The organism is Pseudomonas sp. NPDC089401 (assembly GCF_044749485.1).
Classification (GTDB): domain Bacteria; phylum Pseudomonadota; class Gammaproteobacteria; order Pseudomonadales; family Pseudomonadaceae; genus Aquipseudomonas.
In genome coordinates, this window is sequence record NZ_JBIVIA010000002.1 from 20,707 (window position 1) to 38,137 (window position 17,431).

Consider the following 17,431-nt stretch of genomic DNA (forward strand, 5'->3'; position numbering starts at 1 on the left):
CTGTGGACTGTGGGAGCGGCTTTAGCCGCGAAGAGGCCAGCACAGCCAACCCTTCATCAAGCGGGCTGCTGTGTCCTGAGCTTCTCGCTGCGCCCACGCAACCATTCCAGGGTCAGCAACAACACCACCGAAAACGCGATCAGCAAGGTCGCCGCCGCCGCGATGGTCGGGCTCAGGTTCTCGCGAATGCCACTGAACATCTGCCGCGGCAGGGTGGCCTGCTCGGGCCCGGCGAGGAACAGCGTCACCACCACTTCGTCGAACGAGGTGGCAAAGGCGAACAGCGCCCCCGAGATCACCCCGGGCGCGATCAGCGGCAAGGTCACCCGACGGAAGGCCAGCAATGGCGAGGCGCCGAGGCTGGCCGCTGCGCGCACCAGGTTGTAGTTGAAGCCCTGCAAGGTCGCCGACACGGTGATGATGACGAACGGCACCCCCAGCACCGCATGCACCAGGATCAAGGACACGAAGCTGTTGCCCATCCCCAGCGGCGCGAAGAACAGGTAGCTGGCCACGCCGATGATCACCACCGGCACCACCATGGGCGAAATCACCAGCGCCATCACCAGCGACTTGCCGGGGAAGTCGCCGCGGGTCAGGCCGATCGACGCCAGGGTGCCGAACACCATGGCCAGCACCGTGGCCGCCGGGGCGACGATGATGCTGTTCTTCAGCGCCCGCATCCATTCGGCCGAGGCGAAGAAGTCGTGGTACCACTGCAGCGAAAAGCCCTGCAGCGGGTAGACCAGGAAGCTGCCGCTGTTGAACGACAAGGGCACGATCACCAGCACCGGCAGCACCAGGAACAGCAGGATCAGGCCGCAGAGAATGCGCAGGGTGTAGAACCACACCCGCTCGACGGGCGACATGTACGGGCTCAGCATCTCGAGGCTCCTCAGCTCAGGCGCAGGCGGCTGGCGCCGACCAGCCAGCTATAGATCAGGTACAGCAGCACGGTCGCCAGCAGCAACAGCCCGCCCAGGGCGGTGGCCATGCCCCAGTTGATGCTGGTGTTGGTATAGAAGGCGACGAAGTAGCTGACCATCTGGTCGTTCGGGCTGCCGAGCAGCGCCGGGGTGATGTAGTAGCCGATGGCCAGAATGAACACCAGCAGGCAACCGGCGCCCACGCCCGCATAGGTCTGCGGGAAGTACACCCGCCAGAAGCTGGCGAACGGGTGGCAGCCCAGCGAGATCGCCGCGCGCATGTAGCTCGGCGAAATGCCCTTCATCACGCTGTACAGCGGCAGGATCATGAACGGCAGGAGGATGTGCACCATCGAGATGTACACGCCGGTGCGGTTGAACACCAGTTCCAGCGGCTGGTCGATGATGCCCATCGCCATCAGCGCGCTGTTGATCAGGCCGCCGGACTGCAGCAGCACGATCCACGCCGCCACCCGCACCAGGATCGAGGTCCAGAACGGCAGCAGCACCAGGATCATCAGCAGGTTGCTCTGCCGGGTCGGCAGGTTGGCCAGCAGGTACGCCAGCGGGTACGCCAGCAGCAGGCAGATGACGGTGATCACCACACCCATCCACAGGGTGCGGGCGAAGATATCCAGGTAGATGGCCTGGTCGGGGGTGGCCTTGGCCAGCTCGCCGAGGTCATCGATACGGTGGTCGAGCGATGCCAGCAGGTAGAACGAGGTGACCGAACTGGTGTTGCGGCGGATCGCCTGCCAGTAGGCCGGGTCGCCCCAGCGTTCGTCGAGGGCCTGCAAGGCATCTTTATAGGAGGCCGGCTCAGCCTTGAACGGCAGCGCCCGCGCCGTCTTGGCCAGCAGGCTGCGGTAGCCGGCCAGCTCCATGTTCAGGCGCTTGGAAAGGTCGCCCAGGGTCTGGTTCTTGCGCGATTCGGCCAGGTCCTGGCTCAGCGCCTTGTACACATCCTCGCCGGGCAGGCTCTTGCCGTCCCACTGGCCGATCACCTCGACCGTGCGCGGCAGGCCGCCGACCACTTCCGGGTTGCCGACGCTCTTGTACAGCAGCGCCGCGATCGGCACCAGGAACACCAGCAGGAGAAACAGCGCCAGCGGCGCGATCAACGCCTGCGCCTTCCAGCGGTTGACCCGCTCGGCGTGCTTGAGGCGCTGCTTGAGACTTGGACCTGCGCCTTCGTTGAGGGGCACTGCAATGGCCATGGCGGACTCCGCAAGACAGGGAAAACGGGGAGCGCCAGCCAGGCGGCCAGCGCTCCTTCAGGCGTTTACTTGGCCGCCCAGGCGTTGAAGCGTTGCTCCAGCTGCTCGCTGTTGTCGGCCCAGAAGGCCACGTCGATCTGCACCTGGTTGGCGATGTTCTCGGGCGTGGTCGGCATGTCCTTCTTCACCGCATCGGCCAGCAGCGGCACAGCTTTGGAGTTGGCCGGGCCGTAGGCGATGTTTTCCGAGTAGGTCTTCTGCTGCTCGGGCTGCACGGTGTAGGCGATGAACTTCTTCGCCTCGTCGGCATTCTTCGCGCCCTTCGGGATCGCCCAGGCATCGAAGTCGTAGATACCGCCGTTCCACACCACCTTGAGGTTGCTCTCCTTCTGCACCGCGGCAATACGGCCGTTGTAGGCCGAACTCATGACCACGTCACCCGAGGCCAGGTACTGCGGCGGCTGGGCGCCGGCTTCCCACCACTGGATACTCGGCTTGAGTTCGTCGAGTTTCTTGAAGGCGCGGTCCTGGCCTTCCTTGGTGCCCAATACCTGATACACGTCCTTGGGCGCCACGCCATCGGCCATCAGGGCGAATTCGAGGGTGTACTTGGCGCCCTTGCGCAGGCCGCGCTTGCCCGGGAATTTCTTCGTATCCCAGAAGTCCGCCCAGCTGGTCGGCGCGCTCTTGAGCTTGTCGGCGTTGTAGGCCAGCACCGTCGACCAGACGAAGAAGCCCACGCCGCAGGGCTGGATGGCGCCCTTCACGTAGTCCGACTCGTTGCCGAACAGGGCCGGGTCGAGCTCTTCGAACATGCCCTCGTCGCACCCCCGGGCCAGCTCCGGCGATTCCACCTCCACCAGGTTCCACGACACACTGTTGGTGTCGACCATGGCTTTGACCTTGGCCATTTCCCCGTTGTACTCGCCGGCGACGATCTTGCCCTTGCCGGCCTTCTCCCAAGGTTCGTAGAACGCCTTGACCTGGGCCGCCTTGTTGGCACCGCCGAAGGAGACCACGGTCAGGTCCGCCGCCATGGCCTGGCCGGCGACGCACAGGCCGAGGGCCAGGGCGGTCAGTTTCAACTGCTTGTGCATTATTGTTATCTCCACAGTACAGGGTTGATGAAGCAATCCATCAGTGGGCTTCGGCAATCGGATCGAGCGCGCGGGCGTGTTCCACCTCCCAGCCCAGCGGTACCACATCGCCCACGGCCAGGGCCGGGTCGAGTTCGGCGATCGGCTGCTTCACGAAGAAGTCGGCCTTGCCGCAGACTTCCAGGCGCACCCGTACGTGGTCGCCCAGGTAGATGAACTCGGCCACGCGGCCGGAAAAGCGGTTCACGCAGTTTTCGCTGTGGCCGTTCAGGCGCACGCGTTCCGGGCGCACCGACAAGGTCACCGGCTCGCCGGCCTGGCCGACGTTGACCGCCAGCGCCTCGACCCGCTCGCCCCGCGCCAGCTGCACCTGGCAGCGCTTGCCGTCGCTGGCCAGCAGGGTGCCGTTGATGCGGTTGTTCTCGCCGATGAAGTTGGCGACGAAGGTGTTGCGCGGCTCTTCGTAGAGCGTGCGCGGGTCGGCGATCTGCTGGATCTCGCCCTGGTGGAACACCGCCACGCGGTCGGACATGGTCAGCGCCTCGCCCTGGTCGTGGGTCACGTAGACCACGGTGACGCCGAGGCGCTGGTGGATGTGCTTGATCTCCATCTGCATGTGTTCGCGCAGCTGCTTGTCAAGCGCGCCGAGGGGTTCGTCCATCAGCACCAACTGCGGCTCGAACACCAGTGCCCGGGCCAGGGCCACGCGCTGCTGCTGGCCGCCGGACAGCTGGCCGGGGTAGCGCTTGGCGAAGGCATCGAGCTGGACCATGCCCAGCACCCGCTTGACCCGCTCGCTGATGTCGGTCTTGCTCAGGTTGCGCACGCTCAGCGGGAAGGCCAGGTTCTCGGCCACGGTCATGTGCGGGAACAGCGCGTAGTTCTGGAACACCATGCCGATGTCGCGCTTGTGCGGCGGCACGTTGTTGATCGAGCGGCCGGCCAGCTGGATCTCGCCGGCGGTCGGGGTCTCGAAGCCGGCGAGCATCATCAGGCTGGTGGTCTTGCCCGAGCCGGACGGGCCGAGCAGGGTGAGGAATTCCCCCTTGCGAATGTCCAGGTTGAGGTCTTTGACGATCAGCGATTCGCCGTCGTAGCTCTTCTGCACACCCCGGAAGCTGACCAGCGTCTCACCCGTGACCGCGTTCGAATTCGCCTCGCTCATGCCTGCACCTTCTTGTTGGAATGACTGCGTAGGCAAAAGAGTAGAAGAGGCGCAAGCCGGCGGAAATCGGGGCGACTGAGAGAATGCCATCATCCGGATGGAAGATTGGCTGTAGGGATCGCCCTACAAGAGCGGCGTATTCAGGAAAGATAAACAACCCTGTGGGAGCGGGCTTGCCCGCGAAGAGGCCGGCTCAGCCACCGATATCTGCAGGCCAGGCCCTTTCGCGGGCAAGCCCGCTTCCACAGGGAGTACCGCCGTGGCGGATAGAACACCTGTCGCAACCAGAACAATCAGACCAGCTTGTGCTCCATGGCGTATTTCACCAGCTCCGCCAGCGAATTGACCTTGAGCTTCTGCATCAGCCGCGCCTTGTGGGTGCTGATGGTCTTGCTCGACAGCGCCAGCTGCTGGGCAATGTCGTTGACGTTGGCGCCCTGGGCCAGGCGCTCGAACACCGAGAACTCGCGCTCCGACAGCAGCGTGTGCAGCGGCCGGGTCTCGGTCAGCCCGACCTCGAAGACCATGCGGTCGGCCAGCGCCGGATCGATGTAGCGCCCGCCCCCGGCGACCCGGCGGATCGCCGTGAGCAGCAGGGCCGGGTCGCTGTCCTTGGTCGCATACCCAGCGGCGCCGGCCTTCAGCGCCCGCGCCGCCATCTGCGCCTCGTCGTGCATCGACAGCATCAGGATCGCCGGCGCATCGTTCAGCGCGCGGATCCGCGGGATCGCCTCCAGGCCATTGACCCCGGGCATGGAGATATCCAGCAACACCACTTCGCACGGGGTATGGCGCAGGGTCTCGAGCAGTTGCTCGCCATTGCCCGCCTCCCCCGCCACCTGCATGTCTTTGGCCAGGCCGATCAATTGCTTGATGCCTTCCCGGACGATGGTGTGGTCTTCGGCCACCAGCACTCGTATCACGCTCGCTCTCCTATTCCAACGCAATGGCCACGCTCAGGCAGGTGCCCTCGCCCGGCTGACTGTCCAACGTCATGCTGCCGCCCAGCATCAGCACCCGCTCGCGCACACCGACCAGGCCGAACGAGGTCGGCCGGGCCTGGTCACGACAGAAGCCGATGCCATCGTCACTGACGCTCATGCGCAACTGCCCGTCCTCGCATACCAGTTCGATCTCCACACTGTGTGCCTGGGCATGGCGCATGACGTTGGTCAGCGCCTCCTGGAGGATGCGGAACAGGCCGGTGGCCTTGGCATCGCTCAATGCTGGCAGATTATCCGGCACCTGGACCAGACACGGGATCTGCGTGCGCGCTTCGAAGCGCCGCGCCTGCCACTCGATGGCCGAGGCGATGCCAGCGTCGAGGATCGGCGGGCGCAGCGCACTGGCCACGTCGCGCACCAGCTGGAACAACTGGGCGATCAGGCGCTTCATGCTGGCCAGGCGTTCGTTCAGGCCGGGGTCGAGCTCGGCGAAGGCCAGCTCGCACATCGACACCTCCAGCTTGAGCACGGTCAGCATCTGCCCCAGTTCATCGTGCACTTCGCGGGCGATGCGGGCCTTTTCTTCCTCGCGCACGCTTTCCAGGTGCGCCGACAGCTCGCGCAGTTGCTCCTGGGAGCGGGCCAACGCCAACTCGGCGCGCTTGCTCTGGGTGATGTCCCAGACGATGCCGTCCCACACCACCCGGCCGTCCGCCAGGCGCCGGGTGCTGGCCTTGATGTCGGCCCAACGCTGCTCGCCCTGGCGGGTGAGGATACGGCCCTGCCACGACCAGTCCTGGTCACCGGCGATGGCCAGGTCCTGGACCTGGTGATAGTCCGCCCGGTCTTCGGGGTGGACGAGGTTGCGCAGGCCCATCTGCGGGTCCTGGATCTGCGCGGGCGTATAGCCCACCAAGGCCTCGCTGCCCTCGCTGATATAGGGGAATTCCGGCGCGCCTTCGGCGGGCGAGGGCTCCAGGCGGAACACCAGCCCCGGCACGTTGCCGGCGATGCCCTTGAGCCGCCCTTCGCTTTCACGCAGCGCCGCCAGGGCCCGGTGGCGCTCGGTGACATCGGCGAGGTACACCACCAGGTACTCGGCATCCCGAAAACGCAGGAAGCTCAGCGATAGCTCCACCGGCAGCAGGCTGCCATCGGCGCGCAGGCAGTGGGTCTCGAACTGGCGCGTGCCGTCCCCGGTGCGCGCGCCCTTCCACAGCTGCAGCCAGCGGTCCATGCTCAGGTTCGGCTCGAAGGCGATCAGCGGGCGCTCCAGCAACTGCGCCTCGGCATAACCCAGCATGCGCTCCACGGCATGGTTGGCGTAGCGCACATGGCTGTCCCAGTTGACCCAGAGGATGCCCACGGTGCTCTGGTCGATGGCGAACTGGCTCAGGCGCAAGGCCTCCTCGCGCACCTGCCGCTCGGCCAGGTCTTCGCGCGTGGCCAGCAGCCTGCGCTCCAGCCGCCGTTGCTGGCGGCGCTGCAATGCCAGCGTGGCCAGGGCACACAGCAGCAGCAGGCCGAACACCAGGGCGAGGTTCTGCCAGAAACCGGGCGACTCGCTCAGGCGCGGGTACTTGGGTTGCAGCCAGCGCTGGTGCAATTGCTCCAGCGCCTTGGCCGGCATGGCCTGCAGGCCGCGTTCGAGGACATCGGCCAGGATGGGCCAGTCGCGCCGCGAGCCGATGCGCAGCAACTGCGGCAGGCCGATATCGCCCACCACCGCCAGCTCGCCGAATTCGCTCTCGCGCGACAGCCGGCCGAGCTGGGCCTCGTCGAGCACGGCATAGCTGGCCTGCCCGCCGACCACCAGCTGCAAGGCCTCGCGTTCGCTGGGCACACCCTGCAGGTTGAGGTTGGCGTAATTGCCGCGCAGGTAGTCGGCCAGCGCACTGGGCATGCGCACCGCCACGCGATCGTCACTGCCGAGCTTTTCCAGCTCCACGGCCATTGCCCCGGTACGTGGCCCGACCACCAGTTGCGGCACGCGCATGTACGGGTCGCTGAACAGCCACAGGCGCAGGCTGGCAGGCGTTTGCGTGAGGCCCGGGGCAAAATCGATCTCGCCGGCCTGCAACGCATGTTCGAGGGCCGCCTGGTCGGCGAAGTTGCGCCAGGTCAGGTCCAGCTGAAGGGCTTGTGCCAGGCCATCGAGCAGTTCGACATTGGCCCCGTACAACTGCTGCAGGCGGCGGTCGAACTGAGCGTAGGGGGCCTGCAGCACCAGGCCCACGCGCAGCTGGCGGTGCGCGTCCAGCCATTGCTGCTGGGCCGGCTCCAGTGCAGGCGCCGGTATCGCCTCGGGCCTTGCCAGGGCGATCAAGGGCAAGCACAACCAGCCGATAACCCACAGGCGACGCAATCGCTTCATCTACACGCTCGTCTTGGCAAAGGCGGCCATGCAGCATGGCCGCCACGGGCAAATACTATTAGGCTGCCGGTATCATTCTGGCCTTGGGTTGATTCATGTCCACACTTTATCGCACGACGCTGGCAATCTGCTGCCTGGCCTCGCTCCTCCCGCTCGGCGCCCTGGCCGCCGATGCCGAACAACCGCAGGCCGCTGCCGAAGCGCCGGCGGTCCCCACCACCCCACGCGCGCCCCTGCTCGAACGCAGCCAGGAGGACGCCCAGGCCCTGGAACGCCTGGTGCCCAAGGCCGAGCAGCAAACCCTGCAAGCCGGTGCCGACAGCTTCCTGGCGCTGTGGAAAGCGGCCAACGACAGCGACCCGAAAGGCGCGGTGATCATTGTCCCCGGTGCCGGCGAAACCGCCGACTGGCCCAATGCGGTCGGCCCGCTGCGGCGCAAGTTCCCCGATATCGGCTGGCACAGCCTGAGCGTGAGCCTGCCCGACCTGCTTGGCGACGCACCGGTGGCGCGGGCCGAGGCCAAGCCGGCCGAGCAGCCGGCCAAGGAGCAGGGCGAAAGCGCACCGGTCAAGGACACTCCGGCCGATGCCAACGCCAACGTCGCCCAGGCCACGGCGGCCGACGCCGATACGGCTGAGAGTACCGATGCCGAACAGGCCGGCGAGCAGAACGACAAGGCCGATGCCGAACGCATCTTCGCGCGCCTCGACGCGGCGGTAGCCTACGCCCAGCAGCACAACTCGCGCAGCATCGTGCTGATCGGCCATGGCAGCGGCGCCTACTGGGCCGCGCGCTACCTGAGCGAGAAACAGCCGCCACAGGTGCAGAAGCTGGTGATGGTGGCCGCGCAGACCCCGGCGCGGGTCGAGCACGACCTGGAAAGCCTGGCGCCAACCCTCAAGGTGCCGACGGCCGACCTCTACTACGCCACCCGCAGCGCCGACCGCAATGCCGCCGCGTTGCGCCTGCAGGCCAGCAAGCGGCAGAAGGACAGCCAGTACAAGCAGCTGTCGCTGATTGCCATGCCGGCGAACAGGGAGGGCGAGCAGGAGCAACTGTTCCGCCGGGTTCGCGGATGGATGAGCCCCACACCGCAGGAATAAACGGGTTGCGGCCTTCGCGGCTGAAGCCGCTCCCACACGGACTGCACAGGTCTTGGAGTCGGTGCAGTACCTGTGGGAGCGGCTTCAGCCGCGAAGAGGCCCTTACAGCCCCCGCCGCTTGCGGACGATGGCATAGGCCTGATGCAGCTCGCGGGTCCTTTCGGTCGCCTCGCGCACCTGCGCCTCACCGGCCCCGCTGCCGACGAGCTTGTCCGGATGATGCCGGCTGACCAGCCTCCGATAGGCCTGCTTGACCTTGTCCGCCTCGCTGTCGGCCTCGATCCCCAGCAATCGCAGGGCCGCCGCATAGGTCATCACATTGCCGGAAATCGCCGCCTTGCGCGGCTCGTACTCCAGCGACATGGCCTGCACCTGGCGCCGGCTCAGGCCCAGCTTCTCGCCCCACTCCAGCAAGAGATCGCGCTCTTGCTGCCCCGCCTTGCCATCTGCCCAGGCCATGCGCCAGCAGGCGCGCAGGGTACCCTCGGCGGCGTGCGGCTGCAGGCGGATGCGGCGCAGGTGGCTGGCCAGGCGGTCCTTGCCCGCCTTGCCGCGGTTGAACGCGGCGATGGCACGCAGGCGCGACGCTTCGGCCAGGTCCAGGCGCACCATTTCCTGGCGCGCCTGCTGGATGTGCTGCTCGGCCACCCGACCATCGCTCTTGGCCAGCCGCCCAAGCAGCACGAACAGCAGTTCCTCGTCACGCAATGCCGGGCGCCCGCCCAGGCGTTCGCGCATGTCGTCCCAATCCTGCACACGGATGCGCCGGTCCATGGCCTGGCCCAGCAGAGCGCCGAGCAACGCACCGGGAATGCTGGCGACGGCGAACCCCGCGCCCAGGCCGATCACCGTCCCTGGCCACCACATGTCAGGCGCGCTCGCCAATCAGGCGCTCGACCTCGGCCAGGCGCTCCAGGGTCCCTACATCGACCCAGTGGCCCGGGTAGTGCTCGCCGCTCACCTGCCCTGCCGCCATGGCCTGGCGCAGCAGGGGCGCGAGCTTGAAGGCAGCGGCCTGGCAACCGTCGAACAAGGCCGGGTGCAGCACCGACAGGCCGCTGAAGGTCAGGGTGCCGGGCCCCTCGTTGCCATCCACAACGCGTTCGCCCAACAGGCGGAAGTCGCCACGGCCGTGATGCCCCGGATTGTCGACCAGCACCAGATGGGCCAGGCCCGGCAACGGCGCACGCAGGCGGGCGAAATCGAAATCGGTCCAGACATCGCCGTTGATCAGGGCAAACGGCTCATCGCCAAGCAGAGGCAACGCCTTGAAAATACCGCCGCCGGTTTCCAGCGGCTCGCCCTCCGGGGAATAACGGATGCTCAGGCCGAAGCGGCTGCCGTCACCCAGGTGGTCCTCGATCTGCTGGCCAAGCCAGGCATGGTTGATCACCACCTCGGTAAAACCGGCGCCCGCCAGGGCGCGCAGGTGATACTCGATCAACGGCTGGCCTGCCACCGGCACCAGGGGTTTTGGCGTGTGCAGGGTCAGCGGGCGCATGCGCTCGCCTTTGCCCGCCGCCAGGATCATCGCTTTCATGCACGCGCTCCGGCTTTCAGTTCGGCGATCAGCTGGCCCAGATCGGCGAGCTCCGGGCGGCGGCCGATCACTTCATCTATATAGGCGAAGAAACGCGGCACGTCGGCCAGGTAACGCGGCTTGCCGTCACGGTGGCAGATGCGCGCGAAAATGCCGATGACCTTGAGGTGGCGCTGCACGCCCATCAGGTCGCTGGCGCGCTGGAAGTCCTCGAACGCCGGCTGCACCGGGATGCCGGCGGCCAGCGCCTTGCCCCAGTAAAGCCGCAGCCAGGCTTCGACCCGCGCTTGCGGCCAGCTGAGGAAGGCGTCCTTGAACAGGCAGGTGATGTCGTAGCTGACCGGGCCGTAGACGGCGTCCTGGAAGTCCAGCACACCTGGGTTCGGCGCGCTTTCCATGAGGTTGCGCGGCATGTAGTCGCGGTGCACGAACACCTTGGGCTGGGCCAGGGCGCTGTCGATCAGCAATTGGCTGATGCGCTGCCAGCTGGCCTTCTGGGCATCGCTGAAGGTCAGGCCGAGTTCGCGGCCCACGTACCATTCCGGGAACAGCTCCGCTTCGCGGCGCAGCAGGGCGTCGTCGTAGCTTGGCAGCGGCGCATCCATCGGCAGGCGCTGGAAGGCCAGCAGGGCCTCGATGGCATCGGCGAACAGCGCATCGGCGTTTTCTTCGCTGATGATGTCCAGGTAAGTCTGATGCCCCAGGTCGCCCAGCAGCAGGAAACCGCGCTCCAGGTCCTGGGCGTGGATCGTCGGCACATGCACGTCGGCGCTGGCCAGCAAATGATCGATGGCGACGAACGGTCGGCAGTTTTCCTGCGGCGGTGGCGCGTCCATGATCACGAAACTGTGGCCCGCGCCCTGCCAGCGGAAGTAGCGGCGAAAGCTCGCATCGCTGCTGGCGGCGGTCAGCGTGCCTTCCGGCACCTCGCCCCAGGCGTTGTCGCGGAAAAGCACAACGAGCTGCTCGTGGAGCCAGACCGTCAGTTGTTGCAGGCGTACATCGTGTTCAGGCATTACAAGGGTCTCCGACGGCCCTAGCCGTCAAGCGGGTCATGCTTTATTATCCAGCATCTTTTTCAGACCATCGAGAGGCGTGCGGCCCCCACACGCGGGCAGATGGCACGCAGGAAGCCCGGACTAATAAGATGGCATTGAAATCCCCCGCGTTTCGTAGAAAGTTCCCGTTGCTGGTGACCGGCGGTCTGCTGGCCCTGCAACCTCTGGCCACCTCGTATGTCGTGGCAGCCGAGCAGTTCGACTGCCAAGTGTCCGCCTCCGGTGGCTGGGACTGCAAGCCCAAGACCCCAACCAACAACCTGCCGCCGCGCCCGGTGCATGAAGGTGCTGCGCTCACGTCCGGTACCGAGGCCCCTGCGGCCGAAGCCGAGAGCGCGGACAAGCCGATGCTGGTCACCGAGGCCAAGGGCCGTGGCCTGAAGTCGCGCAGCGCCGACTACAGCCACCTGGACTGGGTCCCGCGGGAGAAGCTCACGGCTGCCCAGCTGGCCGAGACCGGCCCGTACTGCGGCGGCGCGTACATCGAGCCGACCCGCCCGGGCATGGCCGACACCACGCCCAAGGACGAGTCGCCGACCTACATCAACGCCAAGGTCTCCAAGTACCAGCAGGAGCAGCAGATCGCTACCCTCGCCGGTAACGTGGTAATGCGCCAGGGCAGCATGCAGGCCGAGGCCGATGAGGCCAACCTGTACCAGACCGAGAACCGTGGCGAGCTCAAGGGCAACGTCAAGATTCGCGACAACGGCTCGCTGGTGGTCGGCGACCAGGCCGAAATCCAGCTCGACACCGGCGAAGCCCAGGTCGACAACGCCGAATACGTGATGCACAAGTCGCACATCCGCGGCAACGCCCTGTACGCCAAGCGTGGCGAAAACGCCATCATCCGTCTCAAGGACGGTACGTACACCACCTGCGAACCGGGCAGCAACGCCTGGCAGCTGAAGGGCAACAACATCACCCTGAACCCGGCCACCGGCTTCGGTACCGCGACCAACGTCACCCTGCGGGTCAAGGATATTCCGGTGCTCTACACGCCGTATATCTACTTCCCGATCGACGACCGTCGCCAGTCCGGCTTCCTGCCGCCATCGTTCAGCTCCAGCAGCGACACCGGCTTCATGCTGGTCACGCCGTACTACTTCAACCTGGCGCCGAACTACGACGCCACGTTGTACCCGCGCTACATGGCCAAACGCGGCCTGTTGATGGAAGGCGAGTTCCGCTACCTGACCAAGTCCAGCGAAGGCCAGTTCGGTGGTGCGTACCTCAACGACGAGGACGACGACCGCAAGCTGCAGACGGATTACGAAAAACAGCGCTGGATGATCAACTGGCAGCATAAAGGTGGCCTGGACGAGCGCCTGATGACTGAAGTCGACTACACCGACATCAGCGACCCGTACTACTTCCAGGATCTGGAGTCCGACCAGATCGGTGTGGAGAACCGTGATTTCCTGAACCAGCAAGGTGCGCTCACCTGGCGTGGCGACAGCTACACCGCTCGCCTGAATGCACAAGCGTACGAGGCGGCGACCCTGTCGCAGATCACCCCGTACAACAAGCTGCCGCAGATCACCCTGGACGGCATGCTGCCGTACCACCCGGGCGGGTTCGACTTCAGCTATCAGACCGAAGCCGTGCGCTTTGATCGTGACCTGAAGAACGACTTCGTGACCGACAAGGATGGCAATCCGGACTTCACCGCAGGCGCTGCAGGTCGTCGCCTCGACGAAAACGTCTTCGGCGTTGCACGCGCCAACGGCACCCGCCTGAACCTCGCCCCGGCCATCAGCCTTCCGATGACCGCCAGCTACGGCTATGTCACGCCGAAGCTGAAATACATGTACACCCATTACGACCTGGACCTGGATGGCAAGGGCAAAAGCGACATCGCCAACAACCCTGGTACGGTCGCTCTCAATGGTGATTTCAACAGCACCCTGAACCGTGACGTGCCGATCTTCAGCGTCGACAGCGGCCTGTACTTCGACCGCAACACCTCGCTGTTCGGCACCAACTATCGCCAGACCCTCGAACCGCGCCTGTTCTACCTCTACGTCCCGTACAAGGACCAGAAGGACATCCCGCTGTTCGACTCGGGCGAAACACTGTTCAACTACGACTCGCTGTTCCGCGACAACCGCTTCAGCGGCACCGACCGCGTTGGCGACGAGAACAAGCTGTCGCTGGGCGTGACCACCCGCTGGATCGAGGAAAACGGCTTCGAGCGGCAGAACTTCAGCATTGGCCAGGCGTACTACTTCAAGGATCGCAAGGTCCAGCTGCCAGGCATCGACTACCGCACCCGCAAGGATTCGCAGTCCGATGTATCGCCGTACGCGCTGGTGTACAACTACTACTTCAACCGCGACTGGCGCTTCAATTCGGACTTCAACTGGGACCCGGACAGCCGCAGCACCCGCTCGGGCAGCGCGATGTTCCACTACCAGCCTGAAGACAACCCGAACAAGATCGTCAACCTCGGTTATCGCTACCGCAACGATACCATCGCCTACGACTCCACCACCGGTACCTGGAAGGTGGGCGGTGGCGACTACGGCACCCCGGGCAGCGACAACTACATCAAGGATTACTACAAGATCCAGCAGCACGACTTCTCGGTCATCTGGCCGGTCGTACCGCAATGGAACGTGATCGCCCGCTGGCAGCACGACTACAACCGTAACCGCACCCTGGAAGCCATGGGCGGTTTCGAGTACGACAACTGCTGCTGGAAACTGCGCCTGATCAACCGTTACTGGGTCGACTACGACGACTTCAGCCAGGCCACGCCGTCCAACGAAAAAGGCGACCACGGCATCTTCCTGCAGATCGTCCTCAAAGGACTCGGCGGCGTAGTGGGCAACAAGGTGGAATCGTTCCTCGACAAAGGCATTGAAGGTTACCGTACACGTGAAGACCAAGCTTATTGATCGACTGCGCCCGGTGTTGCTGGGCGCTGCTTTGCTGAGCGGCGCGGTGCATGCCGCGGTGCAACCCCTGGACCGCGTGGTAGCCATCGTCGACAACGACGTGGTCATGCAGAGCCAACTGGACCAGCGCGTCCACGAGGTTCAGCAGACCATCGCCAAGCGCGGCGGCGGCGTGCCGCCGACCGGCGCCCTGGAGCAGCAGGTACTGGAACGCCTGATCGTCGAGAACCTGCAACTGCAGATCGGCGAACGTTCGGGCATCCGCATCACCGACGAAGAGTTGAACCAGGCCATCGGCACCATTGCCCAGCGCAATGGCATGTCGCTGGAGCAGTTCCGCGCCGCCCTGGCCCATGACGGCCTGTCGTTCGACGACGCCCGCGAGCAGGTCAAGCGTGAGATGATCATCAGCCGCGTGCGCCAGCGCCGCGTGGCCGAGCGCATCCAGGTGTCGGAGCAGGAGGTGAAGAACTTCCTCGCCTCCGACCTGGGCAAGATGCAGATGTCGGAAGAGTACCGCCTCGCCAACATCCTCATCCCGACCCCGGAAGCCGCCAACTCGGAAGACATCCAGAAGGCAGCGCGCCAGGTCGGCGATGTCTATCAGCAGCTCAAGCAAGGCGCGGACTTCGGCCAGATGGCCATTGCCCGCTCCGCCAGCGAAAACGCCCTGGAAGGCGGCGAGATGGGCTGGCGCAAAGCCGGCCAGCTGCCTCCGGACTTCGCCAAGATGCTCAGCAGCATGGCCACCGGCGACATCACCCAGCCGATCCGCATCCCCAACGGCTTCATCATCCTCAAGCTCGAGGAGAAGCGCGGTGGCAGCGAGAACGTGCTGCGTGACGAAGTGCATGTGCGCCATATCCTGATCAAGCCGAGCGAAGTGCGCAGCGAAGCAGCCACCCAGCAGCTGGCCGAAAAGCTCTACGAGCGGATCAACAACGGTGAAGACTTCGCCACCCTGGCCAAGAGCTTCTCGGAAGACCCGGGCTCGGCGCTCAACGGTGGCGACCTCAACTGGGTCGACCCGAACAGCCTGGTACCGGAGTTCCGCGAGCAGATGGCCAACGCCCAGCAAGGCGTCGTGACCAAGCCGTTCAAGACCCAGTACGGCTGGCACGTCCTGGAAGTGCTGGGCCGCCGCGCCACCGACAGCACCGAACAGGCGCGCGAGCAACAGGCCCTGAACGTCCTGCGCAACCGCAAGTACGACGAAGAGCTGCAGACCTGGCTGCGCCAGATCCGCGACGAAGCCTACGTTGAAATCAAGCTGCCTGGCGCTGACCAGGCCGCGCAGTGAAGCCCCTGCGCTTCGCCGTCACCCCCGGCGAACCAGCCGGCATAGGCCCCGACCTGTGCCTGCTGCTCGCCGCCGACGCCCAGCCCCACCCCCTGATCGCCATCACCAGCCGTGACCTGCTCGCCGAGCGGGCCACGCAGCTGGGGCTGGCTGTCACCCTGCTGCCGGTGACGCCGGGCCAATGGCCCGACCAGCCAGCTGCAGCAGGCAGCCTGTACGTCTGGGATACCCCGTTGGCCGCCCCCGTGGTGCCAGGCCAGCTGGACACGGCCAACGCCGCGTTCGTGCTGGAGACCCTGAACCGCGCCGGCCAAGGCTGCCTCGACGGGCATTTTGCCGGGATGATCACGGCCCCGGTGCACAAGGGCGTGATCAACGAAAGCGGTATCGCCTTCTCCGGGCATACCGAGTTTCTCGCCGAGCTGACCCACACCGCCCAGGTGGTGATGATGCTGGCCACCCGCGGCCTGCGCGTGGCCCTGGTGACCACGCACCTGCCGCTGCGCGATATCGCCGATGCGATCACCGCCGAGCGCGTGGAACGGGTCACCCGCATCCTGCACGCCGACATGCGCGACAAGTTCGGCATCGCCAACCCGCGTATCCTGGTCTGCGGCCTCAACCCGCATGCCGGGGAAGGCGGCCACCTTGGCCGCGAAGAAATCGACATCATCGAGCCGACGCTGGAACGCCTGCGCACAGAAGGCATGGACCTGCGCGGCCCATTGCCGGCCGATACCCTGTTCACCCCCAAATATCTGGAGCACTGCGACGCGGTGCTGGCGATGTACCACGACCAGGGCCTGCCTGTACTCAAGTACAAAGGCTTTGGCGCTGCAGTGAACGTGACCCTGGGCCTGCCGATCATCCGCACGTCGGTCGATCACGGCACCGCCCTGGACCTGGCCGGCAGCGGCAAGGTCGACACCGGCAGCCTGCGCGTGGCCCTGGAAACCGCCTACCAGATGGCCGAGACACGACCATGAACGAGCAATACCAACACCGGGCGCGCAAGCGCTTCGGCCAGAACTTCCTGCACGACGCCGGCATCATCGACCGCATCCTGCGTGCCATCAACGCCAAGGCCGGCGAACACCTGCTGGAAATCGGCCCGGGCCAGGGCGCCCTGACCGAAGGCCTGCTGGGCAGCGGCGCACAGCTGGACGTGGTGGAACTGGACAAGGACCTGGTGCCGATCCTCCAGCACAAGTTCGCCGGCCGCGACAACTTCCGCCTGCACCAGGGCGACGCCCTGAAGTTCGACTTCAACCAGCTGGGTGTCCCGCCACGCAGCCTGAAAGTGGTCGGCAACCTGCCCTACAACATCTCCACCCCGCTGATCTTCCACCTGCTCAGCCACGCCGGGCTGATCCGCGACATGCACTTCATGCTGCAGAAGGAAGTGGTCGAGCGCATGGCCGCAGGGCCAGGCGGTGGTGACTGGGGCCGGCTGTCGATCATGGTCCAGTACCACTGCCGCGTGGAGCACCTGTTCAACGTTGGCCCAGGCGCGTTCAACCCGCCGCCGAAAGTCGACTCGGCGATCGTGCGCCTGGTGCCTCATGAGGTGCTGCCGCACCCGGCCAAGGATGCAAAGTTGCTGGAGCAGGTGGTCCGTGAAGCGTTCAACCAGCGCCGCAAGACCCTGCGCAACACCATGAAGGGCCTGCTCGACAGCGCCGCCATCGAGGCCGCTGGCGTAGATGGCAGCCTGCGCCCCGAACAGCTCGATCTGGCCGCCTTCGTGCGCCTGGCCGACCAGCTGGCCGACCAGCAAGCCTGACTCATTCCCACAGCGACCGCACAAGCT

The 17,431-nt window shown here is 65.7% G+C and carries 14 protein-coding genes; 5 read left to right on the top strand and 9 right to left on the bottom strand.

The features are described 5' to 3' along the window. Positions 1 to 56: 56 nt before the first annotated feature. The 6 genes from ACIP21_RS04290 to ACIP21_RS04315 form a co-directional block, all read right to left on the bottom strand. Entirely contained in the window at positions 57 to 884 is an 828-nt protein-coding gene (locus ACIP21_RS04290; protein WP_400684354.1) for an ABC transporter permease, read from the bottom strand. A gap of 11 nt (positions 885 to 895) precedes the next feature. Then, positions 896 to 2,143, bottom strand: a complete 1,248-nt coding sequence (locus tag ACIP21_RS04295) for an ABC transporter permease (protein ID WP_400684356.1) — start codon at positions 2,141 to 2,143, stop codon at positions 896 to 898. A 65-nt stretch (positions 2,144 to 2,208) separates the two neighbouring features. After that, positions 2,209 to 3,240: an ABC transporter substrate-binding protein gene (locus ACIP21_RS04300; RefSeq protein WP_400684359.1), complete on the bottom strand. Its 1,032-nt coding sequence runs from the start codon at positions 3,238 to 3,240 to the stop codon at positions 2,209 to 2,211. 40 nt (positions 3,241 to 3,280) lie between these two features. Next, entirely contained in the window at positions 3,281 to 4,405 is a 1,125-nt protein-coding gene (locus ACIP21_RS04305) for an ABC transporter ATP-binding protein (RefSeq protein ID WP_400684362.1), read from the bottom strand. A gap of 293 nt (positions 4,406 to 4,698) precedes the next feature. Then, entirely contained in the window at positions 4,699 to 5,328 is a 630-nt protein-coding gene (locus tag ACIP21_RS04310) for a response regulator transcription factor (RefSeq protein WP_159408657.1), read from the bottom strand. Between the two features lie 10 nt (positions 5,329 to 5,338). Next, positions 5,339 to 7,723, bottom strand: coding sequence for a PAS domain S-box protein (locus tag ACIP21_RS04315; RefSeq protein WP_400684364.1), 2,385 nt, complete (start codon positions 7,721 to 7,723; stop codon positions 5,339 to 5,341). A 95-nt stretch (positions 7,724 to 7,818) separates the two neighbouring features. Between ACIP21_RS04315 and ACIP21_RS04320 the strand changes: the two genes are divergently transcribed. Then, positions 7,819 to 8,826 (top strand): alpha/beta hydrolase family protein, encoded by a 1,008-nt coding sequence (locus ACIP21_RS04320; protein ID WP_400684366.1) that lies wholly within the window; start codon positions 7,819 to 7,821, stop codon positions 8,824 to 8,826. 102 nt (positions 8,827 to 8,928) lie between these two features. Here ACIP21_RS04320 and ACIP21_RS04325 read toward each other — a convergent pair whose 3' ends face one another. The 3 genes from ACIP21_RS04325 to ACIP21_RS04335 are packed head-to-tail and all read right to left on the bottom strand — an operon-like array spanning position 8,929 to position 11,382. Further along, positions 8,929 to 9,693 (bottom strand): TerB family tellurite resistance protein, encoded by a 765-nt coding sequence (locus tag ACIP21_RS04325; RefSeq protein WP_400684368.1) that lies wholly within the window; start codon positions 9,691 to 9,693, stop codon positions 8,929 to 8,931. A gap of 1 nt (position 9,694) precedes the next feature. After that, the gene (gene murU, locus ACIP21_RS04330; protein WP_400684370.1) at positions 9,695 to 10,366 is read right to left on the bottom strand and encodes an N-acetylmuramate alpha-1-phosphate uridylyltransferase MurU; all 672 of its coding nucleotides are present in this window, start codon (positions 10,364 to 10,366) and stop codon (positions 9,695 to 9,697) included. Continuing rightward, a complete protein-coding gene (locus tag ACIP21_RS04335; RefSeq protein ID WP_400684373.1) occupies positions 10,363 to 11,382 on the bottom strand; it encodes an aminoglycoside phosphotransferase family protein in 1,020 nt (339 codons plus the stop codon). The genes murU and ACIP21_RS04335 overlap by 4 nt, the downstream gene beginning before the upstream one ends. A gap of 131 nt (positions 11,383 to 11,513) precedes the next feature. Here ACIP21_RS04335 and ACIP21_RS04340 point away from each other — a divergent pair, with 131 nt between their 5' ends. Genes ACIP21_RS04340 through rsmA form a run of 4 tightly spaced genes read left to right on the top strand, consistent with a single transcriptional unit; the run spans position 11,514 to position 17,404 of the window. Beyond that, positions 11,514 to 14,321, top strand: coding sequence for an LPS-assembly protein LptD (locus ACIP21_RS04340; RefSeq protein ID WP_400684376.1), 2,808 nt, complete (start codon positions 11,514 to 11,516; stop codon positions 14,319 to 14,321). Continuing rightward, positions 14,302 to 15,621, top strand: a complete 1,320-nt coding sequence (gene surA, locus ACIP21_RS04345) for a peptidylprolyl isomerase SurA (protein ID WP_400684378.1) — start codon at positions 14,302 to 14,304, stop codon at positions 15,619 to 15,621. Before ACIP21_RS04340 ends, surA begins: the two co-directional genes overlap by 20 nt. Then, positions 15,618 to 16,607: a 4-hydroxythreonine-4-phosphate dehydrogenase PdxA gene (pdxA, locus tag ACIP21_RS04350; RefSeq protein ID WP_400684381.1), complete on the top strand. Its 990-nt coding sequence runs from the start codon at positions 15,618 to 15,620 to the stop codon at positions 16,605 to 16,607. Before surA ends, pdxA begins: the two co-directional genes overlap by 4 nt. After that, positions 16,604 to 17,404, top strand: coding sequence for a 16S rRNA (adenine(1518)-N(6)/adenine(1519)-N(6))-dimethyltransferase RsmA (rsmA, locus tag ACIP21_RS04355; protein ID WP_400684384.1), 801 nt, complete (start codon positions 16,604 to 16,606; stop codon positions 17,402 to 17,404). Before pdxA ends, rsmA begins: the two co-directional genes overlap by 4 nt. Positions 17,405 to 17,431: the final 27 nt, after the last annotated feature.